The 25,208-nt window shown below is 71.6% G+C and carries 19 protein-coding genes; 16 read left to right on the plus strand and 3 right to left on the minus strand.

The window, feature by feature from the left end:
* The first annotated feature begins 23 nt into the window (after positions 1–23).
* From ABD161_RS15230 to ABD161_RS15270, 9 genes are all read left to right on the plus strand, one after another.
* Positions 24–6,227 carry an Ig-like domain-containing protein gene (locus tag ABD161_RS15230; protein WP_344004874.1) on the plus strand — a complete coding sequence of 2,068 codons (6,204 nt, stop codon included), beginning with the start codon at positions 24–26 and terminating at the stop codon, positions 6,225–6,227.
* Between the two features lie 19 nt (positions 6,228–6,246).
* Positions 6,247–7,218: an AAA family ATPase gene (locus ABD161_RS15235; RefSeq protein WP_344004877.1), complete on the plus strand. Its 972-nt coding sequence runs from the start codon at positions 6,247–6,249 to the stop codon at positions 7,216–7,218.
* 22 nt (positions 7,219–7,240) lie between these two features.
* Entirely contained in the window at positions 7,241–8,530 is a 1,290-nt protein-coding gene (locus ABD161_RS15240) for a DUF58 domain-containing protein (protein WP_344004880.1), read from the plus strand.
* A 20-nt stretch (positions 8,531–8,550) separates the two neighbouring features.
* Positions 8,551–10,938: a transglutaminase-like domain-containing protein gene (locus ABD161_RS15245; RefSeq protein WP_344004883.1), complete on the plus strand. Its 2,388-nt coding sequence runs from the start codon at positions 8,551–8,553 to the stop codon at positions 10,936–10,938.
* A gap of 153 nt (positions 10,939–11,091) precedes the next feature.
* Positions 11,092–12,147 (plus strand): RDD family protein, encoded by a 1,056-nt coding sequence (locus tag ABD161_RS15250; RefSeq protein ID WP_344004886.1) that lies wholly within the window; start codon positions 11,092–11,094, stop codon positions 12,145–12,147.
* A gap of 2 nt (positions 12,148–12,149) precedes the next feature.
* A complete protein-coding gene (locus tag ABD161_RS15255; RefSeq protein ID WP_344004889.1) occupies positions 12,150–12,422 on the plus strand; it encodes an FHA domain-containing protein in 273 nt (90 codons plus the stop codon).
* Positions 12,419–13,237: a PP2C family protein-serine/threonine phosphatase gene (locus tag ABD161_RS15260; RefSeq protein ID WP_344004892.1), complete on the plus strand. Its 819-nt coding sequence runs from the start codon at positions 12,419–12,421 to the stop codon at positions 13,235–13,237. Before ABD161_RS15255 ends, ABD161_RS15260 begins: the two co-directional genes overlap by 4 nt.
* Positions 13,237–14,553: an FHA domain-containing protein gene (locus tag ABD161_RS15265; protein WP_344004895.1), complete on the plus strand. Its 1,317-nt coding sequence runs from the start codon at positions 13,237–13,239 to the stop codon at positions 14,551–14,553. The genes ABD161_RS15260 and ABD161_RS15265 overlap by 1 nt, the downstream gene beginning before the upstream one ends.
* Positions 14,550–16,139, plus strand: a complete 1,590-nt coding sequence (locus ABD161_RS15270; RefSeq protein WP_344004897.1) for a serine/threonine-protein kinase — start codon at positions 14,550–14,552, stop codon at positions 16,137–16,139. The genes ABD161_RS15265 and ABD161_RS15270 overlap by 4 nt, the downstream gene beginning before the upstream one ends.
* Positions 16,140–16,621: 482 nt before the next feature.
* Here the strand turns inward: ABD161_RS15270 and ABD161_RS15275 are convergent, their stop codons facing one another.
* Positions 16,622–17,083, minus strand: coding sequence for a recombinase family protein (locus tag ABD161_RS15275; protein WP_233441138.1), 462 nt, complete (start codon positions 17,081–17,083; stop codon positions 16,622–16,624).
* Positions 17,084–17,220: 137 nt separating this feature from the next.
* Here ABD161_RS15275 and ypfJ point away from each other — a divergent pair, with 137 nt between their 5' ends.
* Complete coding sequence (gene ypfJ / locus ABD161_RS15280) at positions 17,221–18,099, plus strand: KPN_02809 family neutral zinc metallopeptidase (protein WP_135114077.1); 879 nt, start codon at positions 17,221–17,223, stop codon at positions 18,097–18,099.
* Positions 18,100–18,117: 18 nt separating this feature from the next.
* Positions 18,118–19,086, plus strand: coding sequence for a prolyl aminopeptidase (pip, locus tag ABD161_RS15285; RefSeq protein WP_344004901.1), 969 nt, complete (start codon positions 18,118–18,120; stop codon positions 19,084–19,086).
* Positions 19,087–19,239: 153 nt separating this feature from the next.
* Here pip and ABD161_RS15290 read toward each other — a convergent pair whose 3' ends face one another.
* Positions 19,240–19,515, minus strand: coding sequence for a glutaredoxin family protein (locus ABD161_RS15290; protein WP_344004903.1), 276 nt, complete (start codon positions 19,513–19,515; stop codon positions 19,240–19,242).
* Between the two features lie 114 nt (positions 19,516–19,629).
* Between ABD161_RS15290 and ABD161_RS15295 the strand changes: the two genes are divergently transcribed.
* From ABD161_RS15295 to ABD161_RS15315, 5 genes are all read left to right on the plus strand, one after another.
* Entirely contained in the window at positions 19,630–20,787 is a 1,158-nt protein-coding gene (locus tag ABD161_RS15295; RefSeq protein ID WP_344004905.1) for a glycosyltransferase, read from the plus strand.
* A 78-nt stretch (positions 20,788–20,865) separates the two neighbouring features.
* Positions 20,866–21,333, plus strand: coding sequence for a DUF2243 domain-containing protein (locus ABD161_RS15300; protein WP_344004908.1), 468 nt, complete (start codon positions 20,866–20,868; stop codon positions 21,331–21,333).
* Positions 21,334–21,377: 44 nt separating this feature from the next.
* Positions 21,378–22,154, plus strand: a complete 777-nt coding sequence (locus tag ABD161_RS15305) for a cytochrome c oxidase assembly protein (RefSeq protein WP_344004911.1) — start codon at positions 21,378–21,380, stop codon at positions 22,152–22,154.
* 9 nt (positions 22,155–22,163) lie between these two features.
* Positions 22,164–22,895, plus strand: coding sequence for an SDR family NAD(P)-dependent oxidoreductase (locus ABD161_RS15310; RefSeq protein WP_344004914.1), 732 nt, complete (start codon positions 22,164–22,166; stop codon positions 22,893–22,895).
* 239 nt (positions 22,896–23,134) lie between these two features.
* Entirely contained in the window at positions 23,135–23,917 is a 783-nt protein-coding gene (locus ABD161_RS15315; protein ID WP_425560918.1) for a type I restriction-modification system subunit M N-terminal domain-containing protein, read from the plus strand.
* 36 nt (positions 23,918–23,953) lie between these two features.
* Here the strand turns inward: ABD161_RS15315 and ABD161_RS15320 are convergent, their stop codons facing one another.
* Positions 23,954–25,168, minus strand: a complete 1,215-nt coding sequence (locus tag ABD161_RS15320; protein WP_344004917.1) for a rhodanese-like domain-containing protein — start codon at positions 25,166–25,168, stop codon at positions 23,954–23,956.
* Positions 25,169–25,208: the final 40 nt, after the last annotated feature.

Here is a 25,208-nt window from a genome sequence, read left to right on the forward strand (position 1 = left end):
CCAGGATCCGAGGGGGTGAGGCGATGGGCGCCATGGCGTGGCTGCGCGTGCGCCCCCGCACGCTCGTCGGCGCGTCCGTGGTCAGCATCGCCGCGCTCGGGATCGCCACGATGGCCGTCGCCTACGAGGGCAACCCGACAACCGAGCTCGACCTCCACGATGGGTCCGTCTGGATCACCAAGGCGGAGGCCGGGCTGATCGGCCACTTCAACGCCGAGTCCCAGGTGCTCGACGGTCAGCTCGGCGCGCCGACGGCCGACTACGAGGTGCTGCAGGACGGCGACACCGTGCTCGTCCACGACTCGGGCGACGACACGATCGGCCGCATCGACACCGCGTCGGTCTCGATGCGCGACAGCGTGACGGTGCCGGATGACGCGGTCGTCGACTACGCCGCGCAGACCGTGGCCATCCTCGATCGCGCGAAGGGCTCCCTGTACGTCGTGCCGCTCCCGGGGCTTCCCTCCTTCGCCGTCGGCGAGACGAAGCCCACGCTCGACAAGCTCGGCGAGGGAGCGGTCGTCACCGTCGGCCGCGACGGCACGGTGTTCGCGGCCTCCGCGGAGAAGGGCACCGTCCACACGATTCCCGTGAAGCCCGAGGGCGACGTGGACAAAGAGGCGATCGCGCAGCAGCAGGTCGAGGGCGTCGACGAGACCGCCGAGCTGTCGATCACCTCGGTCGGCGAGAAGCCGGTGCTCCTCGACGCGACGGCGGGAGTCGTTCACCTCCCCGGCCAGCCCGCGTTCGGACTCGCCGAGCCGGAGGACGCCCGCCTCGCACTGGATGCCGCCGACGGCGATGCGGTGCTCGTCGCCACGCGCGCCGAACTGCTGAGCATCCCCCTCGACGGATCCGAGCCGACGGCCACGCCGTCCGGCGGTCTGTCGGGTCGGCCGGCCGAGCCCGTGTGGCTGAACGGCTGCGCGTACAGCGCCTGGATGGACTCCGGCCGCTTCGTCCGCGACTGCCGGGGAGCCGGCGACCTCTCGTCCGCAATCGACCAGTACAAGACCGAGGGCGAGCTGCGTTTCCGCGTGAACCGCGACGTCGTCATGCTGAACAACGTCTTCAGCGGCGCCGCCTGGCTCGCGAGCGACGTGCTGCAGAAGGTCGACAACTGGGACGACCTCACGCCCCCGAAGGGCGAGGGCGTGGAGAACCCCGACCCGACGACGGTCGAGGTGCCGAACCCGTCCCCGCCCGACCGCGGGATCGAGAACCATGCGCCGAAGCCGAACCCCGACCGGTTCGGCGCGCGCGCGGGCACGTCGACGATCCTGCCCGTGCTGAGCGGCTACGGCCCCGAGGGCGCCGGGGCTGACAGCGATCCCGACGGCGACGTGCTCGTCGTCTCGCTTCCGGACGCGCCGCCCGCTGGCGCCCAGATCCAGGCGATCAACGACGGCACGGCACTGCAGATCACGCTGGACGAGGGCACGACCACGGTCCCGACCTTCCGGTATCAGGTGAGCGACGGACGTCCCGGCGGCGTCGCCGAGTCGACGGTGACGGTCGATGTGCGCCCCGAGGACGCGAACGAGCCGCCCGTGCAGCTGCGGCAGCTCGCCGTGCCGGTGGCCGCCGACAGCTCGGTCACCTACAACGTGCTGTCGGAGTGGATCGATCCGGACGGCGACGACATCTTTCTCGAGGCCGTCGCCGCGCCGGAGGGCGACGAGGTCGAGTTCACCGCCGACGGGCGGGTGACGTACCGGCCCACGGCCGGGGTGCAGGGCCTGACCGAGATCAACGTCACGGTGTCGGACGGCCGCGCGGCGATGACGGGGACGTTCAGCGTCGAGGTCCGCCCGCCCGGTCCGACCCCGCCGCTCGCGACCGCCGATCACCTCGTTGTGCGCCCCGGTCAGCAGGGGACGGTCAGCCCGCTCGCCAACGACCTGAGCTCCAGCGAGGAGCCGCTCGAGCTGACCCAGGTGTCGCAGGTCGAGGACGCGACGATCGTGCCCGACCTCGTCGACGACACGTTCACGTTCCAGGCGAGCCGCGTTGGCACCTACTACGTCGACTACCTCGTCGCCGCGGCGGGCGCCCCTCCCGCCGAGGGCCTTGTGCGGGTGGATGTCGTCGAGCCGACGGGAGAGAGCGCGTCGCCCGTCGCGGTGCGCGACGTGGCGCTGCTTCCGCCCGGCGGGGATGCGCTCGTCAACGTGCTCGGCAACGACTCCGACCCCGGGGGCGGCGTCCTCGTTGTGCAGGGCGTCGAGGTCGACCCGGCAAGCGGAATCGCGGTGTCGGTGATCGGGCACGAGACCCTCCGTGTCGCCGACGCGGGGCTCTCCGGCGAGGGCGGACAGGTCAGCATCCGCTACACGATCTCGAACGGCGTCGACACCGCCACGGGCGAGGTCATGGTGCTCGCGCTGCCGAAGGAGACGAAGGCGAAGCCGCCGGTCCTCAACGGCGACAGTGCCGTCGTGCGCGTCGGCGACGTCGTGACGATCCCGGTGCTCGAGAACGACTACGACCCGAACGACGACGAGTTCGCGCTGGATCCCGAGCTCGTGAAGGATCCCGAGGACGGCAGCGCCTTCGTCTCCGGCGATGTGGTGCGCTACCGGGCGGGCGATAAACCGGGCACGGTGCACGTCACGTATGCGGCGGAGGACTCCCGGGGTGAGCGGGGCACGGCCGAGATCACCATCCGCGTCGAGCCGATGGACGCCGAGAACAACAACGCCCCGCGGCCGCTCGACATCGAGGCCCGTACGCTCGACGGCGCCGAGGCGACAATCGAGGTCCCACTCGACGCGATCGACCCCGACGGCGACTCGGTCGAGCTCGTGCGCCTCGCCTCGGCGCCGAAGCAGGGCGTCGCCACGCTGGGCGCGACGTCGATCGCGTACACGGCCCACGCGGGCGCGGCGGGGCTCGACACCTTCACCTACACCGTGCGCGACACCCAGGGCGCGGAGGCGACAGGCACGGTCCGGATCGGGATCGCGGCGAAGGCGGCCCAGAATCAGGCGCCGTTCGCCGTGCGCGACACCCTCACGATGAGGCCCGGCCGTGTTGTGGCCGCGCCCGTGCTGGAGAACGACTCCGACCCGGACGGGGGAGACATCGGCCTCATTCAGGGTGAGGGCGGCCTGATCCTGGGGGAGGATCCGCGGGTCGAGGCGGAGGTGGACGGCAAGTACGTGATCGTCACCGCGCCAGAGGAGGAGCTCGAGACGTCGCTGCAGTACGCGGTGACGGACGACCAGGGTGCCCGGTCGCTCGGAGTGCTGCAGATCACCGTCGACGAGGACGCCCCGACGCTGCCGCCCCGCGCGAAGGACGATCGCATCCGCCCGGAGCAGATCGAATCGGGGAGCGCGACCATCTCCGTGACAGCGAACGACGTCGACCCGGACGGCACGACCGAGGTGCTCGTGCCCGAGATCGTCGATCCCGACGCCGGCGTCGACGTGGCGCCGGACGGCACGGCGACGGTGGAGATCCGGGAGGATCGCCGCCTCGTCGAGTACACGGTGACCGACGAGGACGGCCAGGTCGGGCGGGCGTTCATCCACGTCCCGGGCGACGCGGATCTCCGGCCCGCGATCAAGCCGGAGGTCGAGCCGGCGCGGGTGCAGAGCGGCGAGACGATCGAGCTTCCGCTCGAGACCTACGTGCGGACGACGGATGGCGCACCGGTGCGCATCACCGAGGCCGAGAAGGTCAGCGCGGCGCACAGCGACGGCTCGTCGCTTGTGATCGACGAGTACACGCTGAGGTACACCTCGGCCGACAGGTACTCGGGCACGGACGCCGTCACGTTCGAGGTGACGGACGGGTCGGGCCCGGACGACCCGAACGGGCGCACGGCGATGCTGTCGATCCCGATCATGGTCACGCCGGCCGACAACGAGGCCCCCGAGATGCAGGGTGCGGCGGTGACGGTCGGCGCCGGCGATCCCGAGCCCGCGACGATCGACCTCGCGGGGCTCGCCACCGACATCGACCAGGATCCGGTGAGCTTCGAGGTGGCCGAGCAGCCCGAGGGCATCACCGCCGAGATCGTCAACGACACGACGCTGCGGGTCACCGCGGATGCGGGGCTGAAGGGCACGGTTGCGAACGTCGTGATCCTCGCCGACGACGGCCAGCCGAACCCGAACGATCCGGATCCCGTCACCGCCGACATCGAGGTGACCGTCACGGCGTCGACCCGGCCACTGCCGGTGGCCACCGACGACACGGTTGCCGAGTGGAACGCGGGGCAGAGGCTGACCGTGCCCGTGCTCGAGAACGACGTGAACCCGTTCGACGGAGAGGCGCCGCTCGAGGTCGTCGACGCCAAGCTCGAGACAGGCGCCCCCGAGGACGCCGACGTCGCGTTCGATGCCGACAGCGTGTCGATCACCCCGGTGGGCGACTTCCACGGCCGGCTCGTCGTGCGCTATCGGATCCAGGACAGCACGCAGGATGTGGATCGCGTCGCGGACGCCAGGGTGACCGTCACGGTGCGAGGAGAGCCGGATGCGCCCGGCGTGCCGAGCGCCACGAACGTGCAGAGCCGGGAGGCGACCCTCCGCTGGCGACCGCCGGCCGACAACGGCGCGGCGATCACCGAGTACCGCGTCACCACGGTGAAGGGCGGCACGAAGAGCTGGACCTGCCCCGAGACGACGTGCACCCTCACCGGCCTGACGAACAACGTCACCTACGCGTTCACGGTCACCGCCGTCAACGAGGTGGGCGAGTCGAAGCCGTCTCCCGTCAGCGGCGACGTGCGCCCGGATGTGCGCCCGAACATGCCCGCGGCTCCGCAGCTGCCGAAGTTCCGCGACAGCGGGCTGCTCGCGACGTGGGAGGCCCCCAAGACCGAGGGGTCGGCGATCACCAAGTACGACCTGCGGATCGAGCCGACGCCGCCGAACGGAATCGACACCCGCACGGTCGCGGCCGGCACGACGCAGCTGTGGTGGGACGGGCTGCTCAACGGCCAGGCGTACAGCGTGAGCGTCCGCGCCCACAACCTGGCGCCGAAGCCGTCGGACTGGAGCCCCGCCTCCACGCGGAACACTCCCGCCAAGCCGCCCGCGGCCCCCGCGGCTCCCGCGGCGAAACGGCAGTCGTCGGTCGGCGCGACCGCGGGCGGCGTCGAGGTGACGTGGAACGCGGTCACCGGCGAGCCGGCCGGCGGCGACGAGGTCGACGCGTACCAGGTGCAGATCCTCAAGGGCGGCGCCCAGTACGGCGAGCTCCACAGCACGTCGGCGACCCGCTTCGTCGTGACGCTGCCGACCGATCGGGCGGAGTACACGTTCCGCGTCATGGCGAAGAACAAGGCCGGCTGGAGCGGCTGGAGCGAGCCGAGCGCCTCGCTGCGGCAGTTCACCTCTCCGGGAGCGCCGGGAACCCCGACCGTCACCGAGGGCGACCGGCAGATCCAGGCGTCGTGGGCCCCCGCCACGGCCGAGGGTGTCGACGCGAGCGAGATCAGGTACCAGTACAGCGTCAACGGCGGCGCATGGCAGGAGGCCGCCGGCACCTCGGCGACGATCGTCGGGCTGCAGAACGGCGCGGAGTACCGTGTCGCCGCACGGGCGTACGCGGTGGCGGACGGCACCCAGTCGGCTCCGGGGCCGGCGTCGGCGCAGTCGGCCGCGGCGAGCCCCTACGGTCCGCCGCACGCCCCGTCGGCGAACGCCGTGCTCAGCCAGAACGGCACGCACGTGACCTGCTCGTGGGATGCGAGCGGGTCGGCGAACGGGCGCCCGGTCGCGGTCCAGGCACGGTTCTTCGACGGCGCGGGATGGCAGGACGTGACGGTGAGCGGCTCGCGCACATGCGCCGACGGCTACAACAAGACCGGCCAGGTCGAGGTCCGCGCCACCGCGAACCCCGGCGGCACGGCGAGCGCGATCTCGCCCCAGGTCAGGACCGTCGACGAGCCCAAGCCCGCGACCGCGCAGACGCTGCAGGGCGCGGACAACGGCGCCAAGCACGCGCGGGAGTGCCGCTACGACAACTGCGAGTTCGTGGGCGTGAAGGTGCAGAACTTCCCCGAGGGCAACTACCGTCTGGAATGCCACACCGGCACGAAGAGCAACCCCGGCGGTCAGTTCGGCGGCACTGAGACCCACCACCTGAGCAGCAACGACACCGCGTGGATGAACTGCTTCTACGACGCGAACCTGCCCCAGAAGAACGTGGTGATTCACATCGTCGGATGGGGCTACGCGGATCACGCCGTGTGGCGCAACGGCTGCTGCTGATGAGAGGACATTCCCCGAGATGACGATGACCCCCGAGCAGGCGGCGTGGTTCCAGGGCACCTTCCACCGCCTCGTCGACAACGTCGACAAGGCGGTGCTCGGCAAGCGCGAGGTCGTGAGCCTTGTGCTCGCGGCGATGCTCGCCGAGGGGCACGTGCTGCTCGAGGACGCCCCGGGCACCGGCAAGACCAGCCTCGCGAAGGCGCTCGCCGCGACCGTGCAGGGAACCTCGAACCGCATCCAGTTCACCCCCGATCTGCTGCCGAGCGACGTGACGGGCGTGACGATCTACGACCAGCAGTCGCACACGTTCGAGTTCCACCGCGGCCCGGTGTTCGCGTCGATCGTGCTGGCGGACGAGATCAACCGCGCGTCCCCGAAGACCCAGTCGGCGCTGCTGGAGGTGATGGAGGAGTCCCGCGTCACGGTCGACGGCACGCCGCACGAGGTGGGGCGGCCGTTCCTCGTCATCGCGACGCAGAACCCCATCGAGCAGGCCGGTACCTACAAGCTGCCGGAGGCGCAGCTCGACCGGTTCCTGATCAAGACGTCGATCGGCTACCCGACCGTCGAGGTGACCGAGCGGATCCTCGCCGGCTCGGCCGATCGCAACCCGTCGGCGAGCCTCAGCGCGATCATCACGACCAGCGCGGTCTCCGACATGGCCGACCTCGCCGCCACTGCGCACGTCGAGCCGGCCGTGCTCCGCTACGCCGCGGAGCTCGCCGAGGAGACCCGCGTCGACAAGGATGCGCGCATCGGCGTCTCGGTGCGCGGCGCGATCGCCCTCGTCCGTCTCGCCAAGGTGTGGGCCGCCGCGCAGGGGCGTCACTACGTGATCCCCGACGACCTGAAGGCGCTCGCCGAGCCCGTCTGGGCGCACCGCCTCGTGATGGATCCCGAGGCGGAGTTCGTGGGAACCACGCCCGAGACCGTGATCTCCCGCGTGCTCGACAAGGTCGCCGCGCCGCAGACGCGCACTGCAGCCTGAGCCGCCGAGCCGACGCCACCGTATGACGACCGCACCCCACGCCGCTCCCGACGAGGCCGCCGCGTCCGCGGCGACAGCGCACGCCGACGCCGCCGCGCAGGCGAGCTGGCGCGAGGTGGCGGCGTACCTGTGGGGCCGCGGCCTCGCCGGCGTGCGGCGGGTCGTAGGTGTCGTGCGCCCGACCGGCTGGGTGCTCATCGGCACCGCGGCGGTGCTCTGGATCGTCGGGCTGCGGTTCGGCTGGCGCGAGGTCACCGTCGCGGCCGTGGTCGTGACGGCCGTGCTCATCCTGTGCCTGCTGTTCCTCATCGGGCGCACCACCTACGACGTCAGCCTCGATCTGGCCCGCACCCGGGTTGTGGTCGGTGAACGCGCGGTCGGTGCCCTCACCCTCGCGAACTCGGGGCAGCGGGCGATCCTTCCCTCGCGGGTTGTGCTGCCCGTCGGCCCGGGACGCGGGGTGTTCGGGATCAGGCACCTCACGCCGGGAGAGGCCGTCGAGGAGCTGTTCGCCATCCCGACGACGCGCCGCGCCGTGCTGCCGGTCGGCCCGGTCAGCATCGTCCGCGGCGACCCGCTCGGGCTGTTCGAGCGGGTCGACAGCCGCGACGAGCCGGTCGACCTCTACGTGCACCCGCGCACCGTCCGCTTCGACGGCCAGTCGCTCGGCTTCGTGCGCGACCTCGAGGGGATGACCTCGCGCGAGCTGACGCGCGACGACATCGCGTTCCACGCGCTGTCGGAGTATCAGCCGGGCGACGACCTGCGTCACGTCCACTGGCGATCCACCGCCCGCACCGGGACGCTCATGGTGCGCACCTACGAGCAGACCCGTCGTTCGCACTTCGTCATGGGGCTGTCGAGCCACCCCGCCGAGTATGCGGACCCGGATGAGTTCGAGCTCGCGGTCTCGGCGATCGGATCGCTGGGCCTGCGTGCGCTGCGGGATTCGTACCGCGTGGATGTGCGCACGCAGAGCGGACGACTGCGCAGCGACACCCAGAAGCACCTCCTCGACGCGCTCGCGGGCGTGGAGCACACCCGCCCGCGCGAGGGCGGCGCCGCCGCGCTCGCGGGGGCCGTGGCCGCCGCGGCTCCCGCCGCGAGCATCGTCGTGCTCGCCTGCGGCAGTCGTGTCACCGCCGCCGAGCTGCAGGCCGCCGTGTCACGGATGCCCCTCGGCTCGCGCGCCCTCGTTGTCGTCGCGGCGCGAGGTGAGGAGCCTGGCCGCCGCCGCATCGGGGAGGCGGATGTCATCACGATCGGCGCGCTGGAGCACCTTGCGCCGTCGCTGAGGCGGGTGCTGGGATGACCGCGCTGCAGGATGGACCCGTGCTCGCACCGCCCGCGGGCAGCCAGGCGGCCGCCCCGTCCCGCCGGCAGGCGCGCGCCGCCGCGTCGGCCGCGCCGCGCGAGCCGCGCCGCTGGGCACTCGACCTCGGCGCGGTGGCGCTGCTGCTGCTCGTGCCGGTCATCGGCTTCTGGCCCACGTTCGACGGGCCGCTTGCGCTGCTTCCCGGCCTCGGCGGACTGATCCTCGGGCTCGGAATCGCCGCGCTCGGCACGCTGCAGCGGTGGGGCGTGCTGCTGCTCGCGGCGGCGACCGTCGTCGCGTACTTCGTGTTCGGCGGGCTCTTCGCGCTTCCGCACACGGCGCTGGCGGGCGTGGTGCCGACCGGGGAGACCCTGCGCGGCCTCGCGCTCGGCGTCGTGACGTCGTGGAAGTCGCTGCTGACCACCGTCGCCCCCGTCGCCGCCGAGGACGGCCACCTGGTCGTGCCGTACCTGATGCTGCTCGTCTTCGCGGTGGTCACGGGGAGCCTCGCGCTGCGAGTGCGGCAGCCCGCCTGGGCGCTGCTTCCGGCGGTCGCCTGCCTGGCGCTGCAGATCGCGCTCGGCACCTCCGAGCCGGCCGCCCCGGTCGTGCAGGGGATCCTGCTCGCCGTCGTGGCGATCGTGTGGCTGACGGTCAGGGCGGCCTGGGCTCCGGCGCGCAGCGCCGTCGCCCTCTCCTCGGGCACGCAGCACATCGAGGACCGCCGGCATCTCGTTCGCCGGGTCGCATCCGCGGCCGGCGTGCTCGCGGTCGCTGCCGCGGTCGGCGGTGCCTCGACCCTGCTCGCCCCGCCGCACGAGGTGCGGTACGTCATCCGCGACGTGATCATCCCGCCCTTCGACATCCGGCAGTACCCGAGCCCGATGCAGGACTTCCGGATCTACGTGAAGGACTTCTCCGACACGCCCCTGTTCACCGTGACGGGGCTCCCGGCGGGCGCCAGGGTGCGCCTCGGGACCATGGACGCGTACTCGGGCGTTGTGTACAACGTCTCCGACTCGTCGAGCGCGTTCACGCCGCTGCGCTCGAACATGGCCGGCGACGTCGAGGGGACCCCCGCCGACGTGCGCGTCGAGATCGGCGAGTACGGGGACGTCTGGCTGCCGGATGCGGGATACGTCGATGCGCTCGAATTCGAGGGCGAGCGCGCGGATGCCCTCCGCCGCGCGACCTATTACAACCCCGCGACGGGCACTGGCGTCGTGCGCACCGGGCTGAGGGCGGGCGACGCGTACACGTTCCGCGCCGTCGTGCCCCCGCGGCCCTCGGACGCCGACCTCGCCGCCGATCGCTTCGCGGCCGTGGATCTTCCCCGGCCCGTGGCCGTGCCCGAGCGGCTGCGCGAGATCGCCGCCGACGCCATCTCGAAGCAGAAGGCGACGACGCCGTTCGCGAAGGTGGAGGCCCTGCGCACCCACCTCATGGAGTCGGGGTACTTCAGCCACGGACTCAAGGACGAGCAGTACTCGCTGTCGGGACACGGGTCGGCCCGCCTGTCGACGATGGCCGCGGCCGAGCAGATGGTCGGCGACGACGAGCAGTACGCGGCGCTGCTGGCGCTTATGGCGCGTGAGGTCGGCATCCCCGCCCGCGTCGTGATGGGCTTCCACGCGGAGGACGCCTCGGGCAGCGAACTCGTCGCCACCGGCGGCAACCTGCACGCCTGGGTGGAGGTCGCCTTCGAGGACGCGGGCTGGGTCGCCTTCGACACCACGCCCGACGAGGACAAGGAGCCGAAGGACCAGACGACGCAGCCGAAGTCCGACCCCCAGCCGATGCCGCTGCAGCCGCCGCCTCCGCCGAACGAGGACGCCGACGAGCCTCCGCTGGTGACGGACGACCGCAAGGCGGAGGAGGAGTCGGAGCCGACGCCCGGCTACCTCGGCCTCGTGCTCGCTGTCGGCGGGATCAGCCTCGGCACGATCGCCCTTCTGCTCGCGCCGTTCGTGATCATCGGCGGCATCAAGGCATCGCGGCGCCGCAAGCGCCGGGAGGCGCCGGTGCCGGCCGACCGGATCAGCGGCGGCTGGGATGAGCTGATGGATCGGGCGGTCGACTACGGACGCGGCGTGCCGGTGGGAGCCACGCGCTACGAGCAGTCGGCGCAGCTCGTCGCGATCCTGGACGAGCCGCGCGTTCAGAGCCTCGCCGTCCGCGCCGACGCCGGTGTGTTCGGCCCCGGCGAGCCCACGCAGGAGGAGATCGACGCGTTCTGGGCCGAGGTGGACGGCGTCGTCGTCGGGATGAGCAAGCGCGCGTCGGTGTGGAAGCGCCTGCGGGCGCGCGTGAACCTGCGCTCCCTGACGCAGAGCTCGCGGCTCGCGACCGGGGTGCGTTCGCTGCGGACCCGGATCGCGTCAGCCGCGGGGGAGAGCCGGCGATGACCCGGATGCGCAGCGGCCGCAGGGGGTTCTTCTCCCCACCCGCTGGGGAGGCCCGAGGCCGCCCGGGATGGGACGATAAGGCCGCGGGGCCTGTGATGAACGACGCTCGCCGCAGGCGCGCCGAGGCGATGGCGCTGAAGGAGGAGGGCTGACATGACGACACCGAACCCCTACGCGGCGGCCGGCTCCGGCGCGTATCCGCCGCCCCCGGGTGCGACCCCCGGGTACCCCGCGCCCGCCGCGCCTGCGCCCGCACCGACGCCGGGCTCGCCGGCCGCTCTGGGGCGCCGGGTCGCCGCCTTCGCCATCGACACGGCGATCATCGTCGCCGGCCTGGCGGTGTGGATGCTCATCGGCTCTCTCCTCGCCGAGGCGCTGGGAACGTTCCTCGTCGCCCTCGTCTTCGGTGTCATCGCGTGGCTGCTCGGCATCGGCTGGTGGCTCGTCTACAGCGCGATGCAGGGCGGCCACGGCTCCATCGGCATGCGGCTCATGAAGCTCCGGCTCGTGCGCATCGACGGCGGCGCGCCCCTGGGCTTCGGGCGGGCGCTGCTGCGCAACCTCATCTGGGGCGCCGCGGCGGCGATCGTCGTGGGGTTCTTCTCGGTCCTGTTCGACCGCAGCGGCCGCAACCAGGGCTGGCACGACAAGGTCGCCCAGGCGTTCATGCGCGACGCATCCGCGGCGCCGTCACCGGGCCCCGGGCCTGCTGCGTCGCCCTTCGCAAAGTCGGCGCCGGTCTCGCCCGTCGCCCCCGCGTACGGCGGCGTCGCGCCGGCACCCGCCTTCCCGCCGCCCGCCCCCGCAGCGAACCCGGCCCCGGCCGCGCCCACGTACTCGGGCTACGTCCCGCCGCGTCCGCCGGCGCCGCCGGTCGCCGCCACACCGCCCGCGGACGACGGCCTGATCGCCTACGTGCCCGGCATCACGCAGGATCCGCCCGCCTCCGCGGATCCCGCGATCCCGCCCGCGCCCGCCCCTGCACCGGCCCCCGCACCGGCGCCCGCCGCTCACGCGCTGGACGACGTCGACGGCGACACCGTCCTCGTGCGGCCGGAGCCGCCGCGCCCCGAGCCCGACGTGGAGGACACCCGCCTTGTCGTCCGCACGCCGCCCATCCTGCTCGAGTGGGACGACGGTACGCGCCACACCGTCACCGCTCGCTCGGTCTTCGGGCGCAACCCCGCGGCGACGAGGATGCCGACCTGATCGTGGTGCGCGACGAGACGCTGTCGCTGTCGAAGACGCACTTCGAGATCCGGGTCGGCCCCGAGGGCGCCGTCGTCATCGACCACCACTCGACGAACGGCGTGACGATCGTCCGCGCGGGCGAGCGGATCGACGCGCGGCCCGGCGAGCCGATGCCGCTGAGCGCGGGGGATGCGCTCGAGATGGGCGACCGGATCGCCACGTTCCTCGGCACGGAGGGGCAGCTCGGCGGACGCGGTGAGCGCGACGCGATCGGCGAGCGGGGCGCCGGATGACGAGCCCGATCGTCGCGCAGAGCGGAGCGGCCACCGACGCGGGGCTGCGCCGCTCCCTCAACGAGGACGCGTTCCTGTCCGTGCCGCCGGTGTTCCTCGTCGCCGACGGGATGGGCGGTCACGACCGGGGCGAGGTCGCCTCGGCGACGGCGATCGCCGAGTTCGCCGGCTTCGCGGGGCGTGACAGCCTCACGATCGCCGAGGTGCGCGATGCCCTCGCCCGCGCGCGCAGCCGCGTGGACGGCCTCTCGATCGACACGGCCGCCGGCGCCGGCACGACGCTCACGGGCGTGGTGATCGCGGACGTCGCCGGCGAGGGCTATTGGCTCGCGCTGAACCTCGGCGACTCCCGCACGTACCGCCTCGCGAGCGGCAGGCTCGAGCAGATCAGCGTCGATCACTCGGTCGTGCAGGAGCTCATCGACCGCGGCGAGCTCACGGCCGAGGACGCCTCCCGCGACCGTCGCCGCAACGTGATCACGCGCGCGCTCGGCGCCGGCAGCGACGCCGATGCCGACTTCTGGATGCTGCCCGCGACGGAGGGAGATCGCATCCTTGTCTGCTCCGACGGGCTGCCGAGCGAGCTTCCCGCCGAGCGGATCCGCACAATCCTGAGCGTGGAGGCGCACCCGCAGGCCGCGGCCACCCGCCTCGTCCACGAGGCGGTGCTTCACGGCGGCCGCGACAACATCACGGCGATCGTGGTCGACGCCGTCTCGGTCTCGCGGCGCGGCGCGGCGGCCGCCGGCGGCGCGCCCGACGAGGACATCGACTCCGACACGCTGCCGCGCGAGCCGGTGGGAGGGATGCTCTGATGCGCGTGACGTACGAGCCCGGCGGAATGCTGACAGTCGTCGCCGACGACGGGATCGCGGTGCTTCCCGGAGGCCTGCCGCAGGAGCTGATCGACGACGTCTGGGTCGGCCTCGACTCGGGTGACGGGGTCGCCGCGGTCCTCGATGCGATGGAGCGGGCCTTCGGCGCCGCGACCTCCACGATGCCGCCGTTCGCCGTCGCGCTGCTGCAGGGCGAGGCCGTGCGGACGGCTGTCCGCGGCGATCTGCGCGTCGCCGTGCAGACCCTGCGCGGCGAGCTCGAGCTCACCGGCGGCGACAGCGACACCTGGCTGGTGCGGCTCATCGAAGATGCGCTGTCCGTCCGCGTGCTTCCCGCGCAGGATCCGCCCGCGCACGCCTCCGAGCTGCCGATCGGATCCGGTGCCGTGCTCGCGGCATCCGTGAGTGCGGTGTTCTTCGAGCCCGCGGAGGCCGACGAGCCGGTGCGCGCGCAGGGCGACGACGCGCGCGACGCGCTCGTCCCCGACGACCTCGTCTCGGGCGATCCGGATGACGCCGGGGCGGCCGGGCCAGCGGACTCCGCGCGGGAGGCCCCGACCGAGACCCTGCTGCCGGACGACACGCGCCTCGACCCCGTCGCTCCGGCGCCGAAGGCCGTGGACGAGTGGCCGCCCGCCTCGCATGACACGCTCGACCCCTCCCACTCGGGGCCGATCGAGCCGCTCGGCGATCACGACGGCGCCACGCTCTCGGTCGAGCAGTTCGCCGTGCTGCGCGAGCGCGAGGAGGAGTCGCAGTCGCTCGGCGATCATGACGGCGCCACGATCGCCGTGGCGCCCGATCCGGCGCCCGCGCGACAGGCCGCGCCTGTGACGGCGGACATCCCGCTCGACGAGATCGAGGAGGCGTCCGCTGGCCTCGATCCCGCGCCGGTGCCGCGCTTCGACGTCCCCGCGCTGCGGCCCGAGCCGGCTCCGCGCCGCGGACGGATCCGGCTGTCGACCGGCGAGATCGTCGAGCTCGGCCGCAGCGTGATCGTCGGCCGGCGCCCGCGCTCGTCGCGCACGACCGGCGCCGACATGCCGCAGCTCGTGGCGGTCGAGAGCCCGCAGAACGACATCTCCCGCAACCACGTGGAGATCAGCTCCGACGGCGAGACCGTCGTCGTGACCGACCTTCACAGCACAAACGGCACGGTGCTCTACCGGACGGGCCTGCTCGGCACGTCCGCTGATCCGGTGCGCCTTCACCCGGGGGAGCAGACGGTCGTGGTGTCGGGCGACGTCATCGACATCGGCGACGGCGTGCGGATCACGTTCGAGGAGCTGCCGTGAATCAGCGCCGTCCCCCGGCGCCACCCCCGCAGCTGCCGGGGTTCACCCACCTCGAGCTGCTCGGATCCGGCGGCTTCGCCGACGTCTACCTGTACGAGCAGGAGCTGCCGCGCCGCCGCGTCGCGGTGAAGGTCCTGCTGCCCGATCGCATCTCGACCTCGGCCACCCAGTTCACCGCCGAGGCGAACGTCATGGCGATGCTGTCGACGCATCCCGCGATCGTCACGATCTACCAGGCCGGCGTCTCGTCCGACGGCCGGCCGTATCTGGTGATGGAGTACTGCCCGCGGCCGAACCTGCAGGTGCGGTACCGGCGCGAGCCGTTCTCGGCCGCCGAGGCGCTGCGCGTGGGGATCCAGGTCGCAGCGGCGGTCGAGACCGCCCACCGCGCCGGGGTGCTCCACCGCGACATCAAGCCGGCGAACATCCTCGTCACCGAGTACAACCGGCCGGCGCTGACCGACTTCGGCATCGCGTCGACGTCGCAGTCGGGCGCCGAGACGACGGGCATGTCGATCCCGTGGTCGCCGCCGGAGGTCTTCGCCACCGGTGCCTCCGGCGCGCTGAGCGGCCCTCGCACCGACGTCTACCAGCTGGGCGCGACGATCTACACGCTGCTCGCGGGCCGTTCGCCGTTCGAGCTGCCTGGACAGCGCAACGGCAGTGCCGAGCTCATCGAGCGGATCGAGCGGATGCCGCTTCCCGCCATCGACCGCCCGGATGTGCCGTCCTCGCTGTACGCCGTGCTCGCGCGCGCGATGGCGAAGGATCCGGATGCGCGTTATCCGAGTGCCGTCGCGCTCGCCCGCGCGCTGCAGAAGGTGCAGATCGAGCTGGCGCATTCGGTCACTCCCATCGACATCCTCGACGAGCACCCGCTCGACGCGCCGCCCGAGGACGACGACGGCGGGCTGACCCGCGTGCGCGGGATCACGAGCATCGCGCAGCTCGACACCGCGAAGGTCGAGCGCGCTCCGATCGACCCCGCGACGCGGTCCTCAGCGGGGACGGCGGAGGTCGCGCCCGCGCCCGCCGTCGAGGACGACGCGACCATCGCGAGGGGCCCGCGCGTGGTCGAGCCGGTCGACGACGCGACCGTGTGGCGCCCTCCGGCGGCGCCCGCGCCCGCGGGGCCCGAGGGCGTGGCGGCCGAAGAGCCCGCCCCGCGCTCGCGCCGCTGGCCCACGGTGGTCGCGGTGTCCGTGCTCGGCGTCGCCGCGGTCGGCATCGCGGCAGCGACCCTCCCCCACCTCGTGGCTCCGCAGCCCGAGCCGAGCCCCACGAGCGAGACGATCGTGCAGGATCCGACGGGCGGCGACGCCGTCCCGCTGGTGACCGACGGGCGCGGCGTCATCCAGGACGCCAACGCCGTGTTCTCGTGGAACAACCCGGCCCCTCAGGACGGCGACTACTACCGGTGGCACCGCAACTCGCTGGCCGGCCCGGAACCGGCGCAGGTCACCGAGGAGCGCACCGTCACGGTTCCGCTCGAGGGCGCCACCCAGGTCTGCATCGACGTCTACCTTCACCGCGCCGACGACTCGTTCACGGACGAGCCGGCGACCATCTGCACGCCTTCTATTTAGAAGCGGCTCGCACGCTCGCGCCGACGCTTCGCGCCGGACACTCGCGAGCGAGGCAACGTCGCTTCGCTCCGCTGCGGCAGCGCTTCGCGCTGCGGGGTCGCTTCGCTCCACGCTCACTTCGTTCGGACAGGGGTACAGGTCCTGTACCTGGGGCTCGGTTATCGAGCGAGCGGAGCGAGTCGAGATGACGGCCCGCACAGGCGCGTCGCTTCGGCTCGCTGGCGCTCGCCCAGCAACTGGTGGCGGCACAGCCCGTGACCCAACCCCGGTTATCGAGCGAGCGGAGCGAGTCGAGATGACGGCTCGCACTTGCCGGTCGCTTCGGCTCGCTGGCGCTCGCTCAGCAACCGGTGGGGTAAACGTGCGGCGTGTGCACCTTCACGCTCGTCGTTCGGTGCGTTTGCCGCACCTTTGCGTGCCCTACCCCGGTTATCGAGCGAGCGGAGCGAGTCGAGATGACGGCTCGCACCGGCGCGGGCGGGTCAGACCGTGGGGGCCGTGTCGAGGTGACGCGCGCCGTGCGAGAGCACCTTCACGACGATTCCGCGGCGGGCGAGCGCCGAGACCGTGCGGGTTCCCTCGTCGACGTTGCGGCCCAGCGCCTGCACGTTCGTCACGACCAGCACGTCGCCCGGGCGGAACGTGTCGAACAGGCGGGCGAGCCGCTGCTCCCACGACTCGAGGATGTCGGGCGCCGGGTGGCGGAAGCCCTCGATCGGCACGCCGAAGCGGGTGAGGTCGTCGCGCTGCTGCACGACCGACGGCATGTCGTCGCGGGCGACGACGAGGCCGACGAGGCGTGAGCCCGCGGGACGCGCGAGCCACCAGTCGCGGTCGCGCTGCAGCTCCGTGAAGCACTTGGGGCACTCGACCGCGGCGTGCGGCAGATGCAGAGGCGCGGTATCGGCTTGTGTCGTCTCAGGTTCGTGCGCGATGTCGGCCACGGCGCCCCCTCTCGTCCCCTCTATTCTGCCGGTTCCGCGCGGTCGCCGACACCCGGATCGCGTCGCATCCGTTCGCATGTGTCGCTCCGGCGCAAGGGGCTTGTCGCGCAGGGTGCGCATCCCGGTACCGTTGCGACATGACGTTCAACGAGGATGCGAACATCGGCGGCAGCAAGGCCCGCCGCCGTGGTCGCACGGCGGCGATCGCGGGAGGCGGCGGTGTCGGCGTCATCGGCATCGCGGTGCTGCTGATCAGCATGTTCACCGGGCAGGACCTCACGGGCCTGCTCGGCGTCGGCGGCGGCGGAGCCCCGCAGCCGCAGGGCGGCGGCGCGATCATCGAGGACTGTGCGACCGGCCAGGACGCGAACGAGAACGACGACTGCCGCCTGGTGTTCGGCGCGGAGGTCATCGACCAGTTCTGGGCGAGGAACCTCGACGGCTACCGCGAGCCGCAGCTGATCATCGTCGAGGAGCAGACCTCCTCGCAGTGCGGCGTGGCCTCGAACGCGACCGGGCCGTTCTACTGCCCGCCGGAGGAGACGGTGTACATCGATCCCACCTTCTTCGGGCTGCTGCGGTCGCAGTACGACGCGTCCGCGGGCGACCTCGCGCAGCTCTACGTGCTCGCGCACGAGTACGGCCACCACGTGCAGAACCTGATCGGCGTCTTCCAGGAGCACCCGAACAACGGCACGGGCCCCGACAGCAATGGCGTGCGCACCGAGCTGCAGGCCGACTGCTTCGCGGGCGCGTGGGTCGCGGCGATGACCGAAGAGAAGGACGCCGACGGCGACCCCTACCTCGAGGCGCCGACGCCGCAGCAGATCGCGGATGCGCTGAACGCGGCCGCCGCAGTCGGCGACGACCACATCCAGGAGCAGTCCGGCGGTCAGGTCAACCCCGAGAGTTGGTCTCACGGATCGAGCGAGCAGCGCCAGCGCTGGTTCAACACGGGCCGCGAGGGTGGCGTCGGCGCGTGCGACACCTTTTCGGTGTCCGGAAGCCAGCTCTGAGACCGGAGAACTGACGTGGTGAGCGGTCTTGACGGGATCCTGTATCCCGCCATCGAGCCGTACGCCTCGGGAATGCTCGCCGTCGGCGACGGGCACCGCATCTACTGGGAGACCAGCGGCGCACCCGACGGCAAGCCGGTCGTGTTCCTCCACGGCGGCCCCGGCGGCGGGACCGCGCCCTGGCAGCGGCGCTTCTTCGATCCCGAGCGGTACCGGATCGTCCTCGTCGACCAGCGTGGGTGCGGCCGCAGCGAGCCGCACGCGAGCCAGGCCGAGGCCGACCTGTCGGCGGTCACGACCTGGCATCTCGTGTCCGACCTCGAGCTGCTGCGCGAGCACCTCGGCGTCGAGCGGTGGCAGGTGTTCGGCGGCTCCTGGGGCAGCGCGCTGGCGCTCGCGTACGCGCAGGCGCATCCGGATCGCGTGACCGAGCTCATCCTGCGCGGTATCTTCACGCTGCGCCGCCACGAGCTCGACTGGTTCTACGAGGGCGGGGCACAGGCGCTGTTCCCCGACCTCTGGGAGGCGTACATCGCGCCGATCCCGTCAGGGGAGCGCGCGCACCTGATCGAGGCGTACCACCGGCGGCTGACGCATCCGGATCCGGATGTGCACGTGCCCGCGGCGGTGGCGTGGACGGTGTGGGAGGCGTCGACCATCACGCTGCGTCCGGATCGGGAGGCGATCGCGAAGGCGAGCGAGCCGCGCAACGCGGTGGCGTTCGCGCGGATCGAGAACCACTTCTTCCGGCATGGCGGCTGGTTCCGCGAGGGGCAGCTGATCGAGGACGCGGGGCTGCTGCGCGACATCCCGGGCGTCATCGTGCAGGGCCGTTACGACGTGTGCACCCCGATGATGACCGCGTGGGAGCTTCACCGCGCGTGGCCGGAGGCCGAGCTCGTTGTGGTCGACGACGCCGGTCACGCCGCGATCGAGCCGGGCATCGCCGCGGCACTCCGCGCCGCCACCGACAGGTTCGCGGGCTGACACGTCCGATGCCCGCGTTGGTGACCCTCTGCGAACGAAGTGAGCGTGCCCCGGATGGGGCCAGCCAGCGCGCCCGGATGGAGCGACAGCGACAGCACATCGAGCGCGAGTCCCGGCGCGAAGCGTCGGGCGAGCGATCGATCCGCGCGCGGCCTAGGAAATAATGCTCAACTCCCGCAGCTTCGCGGCGACGTCGGCGTTGCTCGGCTCGACGTGGTGCGAGGCGTCGGGGTAGACGACCACCGGGATGTTCGTGCGACCCGAGATGTCCTTCGCGACCTCGGCCGCGGCGGGCTCGGCCTCGAGGTCGATGTACGTGTACGCGACACCGAGCTCGTCGAGCTGCGCCTTGGTGCGGCGGCAGTCGCGGCACCACTCGGCGCCGAACATCGTGATCTTGCCGGATTCGGGCTGGGTCGCGCTGGTCATACTTCAAGGTTACGCGCGTGAGGACGGGCGGGATCCGTCCGAGCGCGTACGGCGGACATGACACGATTGAGTGATCCCGCGCATCGCGGGCCGTTTGGCAGGGAGAGGGCCGGCGTGGACGTCACCGTCATCGTCCCCACGCGCAACGAGCAGGCGAACGTCGCCGAGCTCGTGCGGCAGCTGGCCGCGGCGCTCGGGCGGCGCCGGGCCGAGATCCTGTTCGTCGACGACAGCGAGGACGACACCGTCGCCGAGATCGAGCGCGTCGCGCAGGATGCGCCCCTCCCCGTCCGGGTGCTTCACCGTCCCGCGGGGGAGCGCACCGGGGGTCTGAGCGGCGCCGTCGTCGCGGGCCTCGCGGCCGCCGCGGCCGACGTGTGCGTCGTGATGGACGGCGACCTCCAGCACCCGCCGGCGCTCGTCCCGGCGCTCGTCGACCGTCACACGCGCGGCGACGCCGACGTGGTGGTCGCCTCGCGGTACATCGGCGGCGGCGACTCGACCGGGCTCGGCACGACCCTGCGGTTCGGGGTGTCGCGCGCGGCGACCATCCTGACCAAGTCGATGTTCCCCCTGCGGCTGCACGGCACGAGCGATCCGATGACCGGGTTCTTCCTCGTCGATCGCTCGCGCCTCGATCTCTCCACGCTGCGTCCGAGCGGGTTCAAGATCCTGCTCGAGCTGCTCGTGCGCACCGACCTGCGGGCGGCCGAGGTGCCGATGCGGTTCCACGAGCGCGCCGAGGGCGAGTCGAAGGCGTCGATGCGGCAGGGCGTGACCTTCCTCGTGCACCTGGCGCGCCTGCGTTTCGGCAAGATGTCGCTGTTCGCGGGGATCGGCGCGCTCGGCGCGGTGGCGAACATCGCGATCGTGTGGCTGCTCACCTCGTTCGACCTCGGCTACATCTGGGCCGCGATCGTGGCGGCCGAGGTCACGATCATCGCGAACTTCCTGCTCGCAGAGCGCTTCGTCTTCGCCGACATGCGCGGCCGGGCGTCCGGTTTCCGCCGTCGCTTCCTCACGTCGTTCGCGTTCAACAACGCGGAGGCGGCGATCCGGATCCCGGTGCTCGCCTTCCTGGTCGAGACGTGGCACATCTCCTCCGTGCTGGCGACCGCGATCACGCTCGCCGTCGCGTTCGTCGCCCGCTTCGTCTTCCACTCGCTCGTCGTCTACGCGCCGCGCCGCCCCCGCGAGCCCGGCACCGAGACGGCCGGCCAGAAGATCATCCGGATGATCGACGAAGAGGCGATGCGCCCCGGCGAGCTCTGAGCCCAGCCCCGACTACCACCGGGTGGCCCACAGGTCGAGCCGGTTCCGGATAGTGCGGCAGGCCGCGAGCATCGCTTCATGACGCCATCTCAGTCGCGCCCCGCCCACAACGTCTGGTCGGGAGTGCTCTTCGGGGTGGGGTTGATCGCGTTCGTCGACGAGGCGGTGTTCCACCAGCTGCTTCACTGGCACCACTTCTACGACCGCGGCACGCCCGCGGCGGGGCTGATCTCCGACGGCATCTTCCACGCCTTCAGCTGGTTCGCCACGATCGCGGGCCTGTTCCTCTTCGCCGACCTGCGTCGGCGCGGCGCGCTGCGGCTGCGCCGGTGGATCGGCGGGGTGCTGACCGGCGCGGGAGCGTTCCAGCTCTACGACGGCATCGTGCATCACAAGTGGATGGGCATCCACCAGATCCGCTACGTCGACGACCTCCTGCCGTATGACCTGACGTGGAACATCTCCGCCGCCGTCATCCTGGTGATCGGCATCGTGCTCGTGGTGGTGACGCGTCCGTCCCGGGCGGCAGTGCGGGAGCGCGCCTGATGCACGGGCACGGCGGTGGAGGAGGCGCCGAGACGCTCGAACTCATGCTGCTGGGGATCGCCGCGCTGACGGTGGTCGCCTATGCCTCGGGCGTGCTGATGTCGCGACGACAGGGGCGCGCGTGGTCGACGGATCGGCTCGGGCTCTGGGCGCTCGGGATCGCCGTGGCCACCCCCACAGTGGTCGGTGACCTCGCGGAGAGGGCGCGCGACGATTTCGTCGCGCACATGGGCGCGCATCTCGCCGCCGGCATGCTGGCGCCCCTGCTGCTTGTGCTCGCCGCGCCGGTCACGCTTGCGCTGCGGACGCTGCACGTCACGCCGGCGCGGCGCCTGTCACGCCTGCTGAGGAGCGCCCCGGTGCGGTTCATCGCCCATCCCATCACGGCCGCCATCCTCAGCTCCGGCGGGCTCTGGCTCATCTACCTGACGCCGATCTTTCCGGCGATGCAGGCATCGTTCCTTGTGCATGTGCTCGTGCAGGGACACCTGCTCGTTGCCGGGTTCGTCTTCACCTCGGCGGTCATCGGCGCGGACCCTTCGCCGCATCCGCCGCGCTGGCTGATGATCTCGATCGTCCTCGTGCTGTCGATGGCATCGCACGCCGTGCTGGCGAAGTACCTGTACGCGTACCCGCCGTCCGGTGTGCCGATCGCAGCGGCGCAGCAGGGCGCCCAGCTCATGTACTACGCGGGCGCGGCGATCGAGGCCGTGATCGTGGTGATCTTCTGCGCGCAGTGGTATCGCGCGGCTGGCCGCGGGCGACGAAGCCCTGGGCGCCGCCGACTCGTCGGCCCCGCTCAGCTCGAGCGTGCCCGCTAGCGTGGGAGCGTGCCACGCCCTCTCACGCTCATCACCGGTGGAACCCGCGGGATCGGAGCCGCCGTCGCACGGCGTCTCGCCTCGGAGGGCCACGACCTCGTTCTCGGCTACGCGAGGGTCGACGAGGCCGCCGCCCGGACGCGCGCCGAGATCGAGGGCCTCGGCGCGGCGTGCCGCCTTGTGCGGGCCGACCTCACGACCGATGAGGGGATCGAGGCCCTGTTCTCCGCGGCCGCGGAGGCCGGGCGGATCACCGGCGTCGTCAACAACGCGGGCGCGACCCTGCACCTCGGTCCGCTGGTTGAGACGCCGACCGACGTCGTCCGCCGCGTCATCGACCTGAACCTCACGTCCGCCGTGCTCGTCGCGCGTCGCGCGGTCGCCGAGCTGTCAGAGGGCGGGGTGCTCGTCAACATCTCGTCGGGCGCCGCGACGACCGGATCGCCGGGGGAGTACGTCCACTACGCCGCCGCGAAGGCCGGCGTCGATGCGCTCACCAAGGGCCTCGCGATCGAGGCGGCGGATCGCGACATCCGCGTCGTCGGCGTCGCGCCCGGCACGATCAAGACCGACATCCACGCCGATGCGGGCGATCCCGACCGCCCCGCGCGCGTCGCCGCGTCGCACCCGATGGGCCGCGCCGGCCGGGTCGAGGAGGTCGCCGGGGTCGTGGCCTTCGCCCTCTCGCCCGACGCTTCTTATGTGAGCGGCGCGACCATCCGCGTCGCCGGCGGCCGCTGAGCGCTGCCGTCCGTCCCGGGGGAACGCGAAAACCCCCGGCGAACCGGGGGTTTCAGGTGGTGGCTCCGACGGGCGTCGATCCCGTGACCTCACGATTTTCAGTTGGATTCGCTGGGCGCCCGAGTGCTCGTTGCTGCCAAATCGCCGCGTGATTCCGCGGAAGTCGTCCTCGTTGGTCGCGGCTGGTTTCGGGTGGTTTCAGCGGGGTTCCCGGCACGGGTCCGGCACGGCGATCACCGGTGGCGGGCGTAGCGTCGCGGCGTCGATACAGTCAATACTGTGAGCACGGACACAACGAAGCCCAGGGCATGGCTAGCGCATGGGTCGACGGACCGCGGACTCGACGGGTGGACGCTCCGAGAGACGGCTTCGGCACGCTGTGCACTTATCGTTGGCGATCACGCGATCGCATGACGCCGATGACGAAGGAAGCGCAGCGCGCCGAGCTGCACAAGACGATCTGGCGGATCGCGAACGATCTGCGGGGCTCCGTCGACGGCTGGGACTTCAAGTCCTATGTCCTGGGGATGCTGTTCTACCGCTACATCAGCGAGAACCTCGCCGCGTACTTCGACCGCGGCCAGCGGGCGGCAGGTGACAACGACTTCTCGTACGCGAGGCTGTCCGATGCGGAGGCGGAGCCGGCGCGGGAGGTAACCGTCGAGGAGAAGGGTTTCTTCATCCTGCCCTCGGAGTTGTTCGTGAACGTCCGTGCTCGCGCGCGGCACGACGAGAACCTCAACGAGACCCTCGATGCCGTCTTCAAGCACATCGAGGGCTCGGCGGTGGGAGCTGCGAGCGAGAAGGACTTTAAAGGGCTCTTCGCCGATCTTGACGTGAACTCTCCGAAGCTCGGCCCCACGGTACAGAGAATCAACGAGAAGCTCGTGAAGCTGCTGGACGCGATCGGCGACCTCCCGCTCGGCAGCTTCGAGGACAACACGATCGACGCCTGGCTATGTCAACCGGATACGAGACCGTTGTGTCGGTCTGATTCGAGACCACCTCGGGCGCGGCGTTGACCATCATCCGAGTTCATCGAGGTCCCACCGCGGGAGTCAGGCGGCCGGTCGGGTTGCGTCGGGTAGCGCCGACCATGCGGCGTAGCTGCCCTCTAGTTCGGCGATGTCGTAGCCGGCCCGCCGCAGGGCACTCGCGGTGACGCTGTTGCGGACACCGCTCTGGCAGTAAGTCACGATGGTGCCGGTCTCAGGCAGTCCGTCGGTGTGCCACATGACGCGACCGCCGGACATCTGGTCGGCGCCGGGGATGTGGCCCGCGGCGAACTCCGTCCGGTTGCGCACATCCAGCAGAAGCGCGCGATCGATCTGACCGAGCCGATCCGGCGCGACAGTCTTGGGACGCACCAATGAAAGACCCTCGATGGTCGTGATGAAGCCTTGTACGTTGTCGATGCCGACCCGGATGAGGTGGTCGCGGATCCGCTCTGCGGCGGCCCGGGAGTCGGCCAGCAACACGAGGGGCCGGAACTCGGTTTCGGGGTCGTAGACCCACGATCCGTAGGTGGCCGCTTTGGCTTCGCCCGGCACGTTCAGCGAACGCGCGACCGTTCCTTCGTGCACCTGACTGTGATGACGGGTGTCGACGAAGATCACCCGATCCTCTGCCAGGGCGACGAGCAGCTCGGCTGTCGTGTACTCGCTCAGCGTCGGCAACTCTCCGATCACGGCCGGTCCCACACGATTCTGTGTCTTCATCCGCGCGAAGTAGGCGTGGGCATCGGGCTGGTCGCTCAGCAGCGCCTCGACGAAGCCCTGCTCGTCGTCGTTGGCGAGGTACGAACCCCACCAGGAGAAGCGACGCTCGTACCCGACCGTGGAGGCGGCGATCGCTCCCAGCGCCTTTCCGCAGGCGGATCCGGATCCGTGCGCGGGAAGCACCTGCACGTAGTCGGGAAGTGTGAGGAAGTGATCGCGCAGGCTCGCGAACAGTGCGTGGGCGCCTGCGAAGCGGGTGTCTACGCCTCCGGCTGCCTCGTCGAGCAGGTCGGGCCGGCCGACGTCTCCGACGAAGACGAAGTCGCCCGTGAGCATGTAGCCGGGTTCGTTGGTCTGAGCGCCGTCGGTGATGAGGAAGGACAGGTGCTCGGGAGTGTGTCCGGGGGTGTGAACGGCTTCCAGCGTGACGTTCCCCAGCGTGATCTGGTGACCGTGCTTCATGCGCACGGCGGTGTCGAAGCCTGCCCCATACGTCCAGTCCGGGCCGCCCTCGTCGGATACGTACGCGGGCGCTTGACCCCTGATCTTGGACACGCTGATTCCAGCACGATGCTGGGGAAGCGAGAATCCAAGG

It is taken from the genome of Microbacterium paludicola, assembly GCF_039529675.1.
In the GTDB taxonomy this organism is placed as follows: domain Bacteria; phylum Actinomycetota; class Actinomycetes; order Actinomycetales; family Microbacteriaceae; genus Microbacterium; species Microbacterium paludicola.

What these genes read in the sequence shown, in the direction of transcription:
- ABD161_RS15250 (WP_344004886.1), top strand. Translation starts at nt 11,092, where the DNA reads ATGACGACACCGAACCCCTACGCGGCGGCCGGCTCCGGCGCGTATCCG.
- ABD161_RS15235 (WP_344004877.1), top strand. Translation starts at nt 6,247, where the DNA reads ATGACGATGACCCCCGAGCAGGCGGCGTGGTTCCAGGGCACCTTCCAC.
- ABD161_RS15265 (WP_344004895.1), top strand. Translation starts at nt 13,237, where the DNA reads ATGCGCGTGACGTACGAGCCCGGCGGAATGCTGACAGTCGTCGCCGAC.
- ABD161_RS15240 (WP_344004880.1), top strand. Translation starts at nt 7,241, where the DNA reads ATGACGACCGCACCCCACGCCGCTCCCGACGAGGCCGCCGCGTCCGCG.
- ABD161_RS15300 (WP_344004908.1), top strand. Translation starts at nt 20,866, where the DNA reads ATGACGCCATCTCAGTCGCGCCCCGCCCACAACGTCTGGTCGGGAGTG.
- ABD161_RS15230 (WP_344004874.1), top strand. Translation starts at nt 24, where the DNA reads ATGGGCGCCATGGCGTGGCTGCGCGTGCGCCCCCGCACGCTCGTCGGC.
- ypfJ (WP_135114077.1), top strand. Translation starts at nt 17,221, where the DNA reads ATGACGTTCAACGAGGATGCGAACATCGGCGGCAGCAAGGCCCGCCGC.
- ABD161_RS15305 (WP_344004911.1), top strand. Translation starts at nt 21,378, where the DNA reads ATGCTGCTGGGGATCGCCGCGCTGACGGTGGTCGCCTATGCCTCGGGC.
- ABD161_RS15290 (WP_344004903.1), bottom strand. Translation starts at nt 19,515, where the DNA reads ATGACCAGCGCGACCCAGCCCGAATCCGGCAAGATCACGATGTTCGGC.
- ABD161_RS15260 (WP_344004892.1), top strand. Translation starts at nt 12,419, where the DNA reads ATGACGAGCCCGATCGTCGCGCAGAGCGGAGCGGCCACCGACGCGGGG.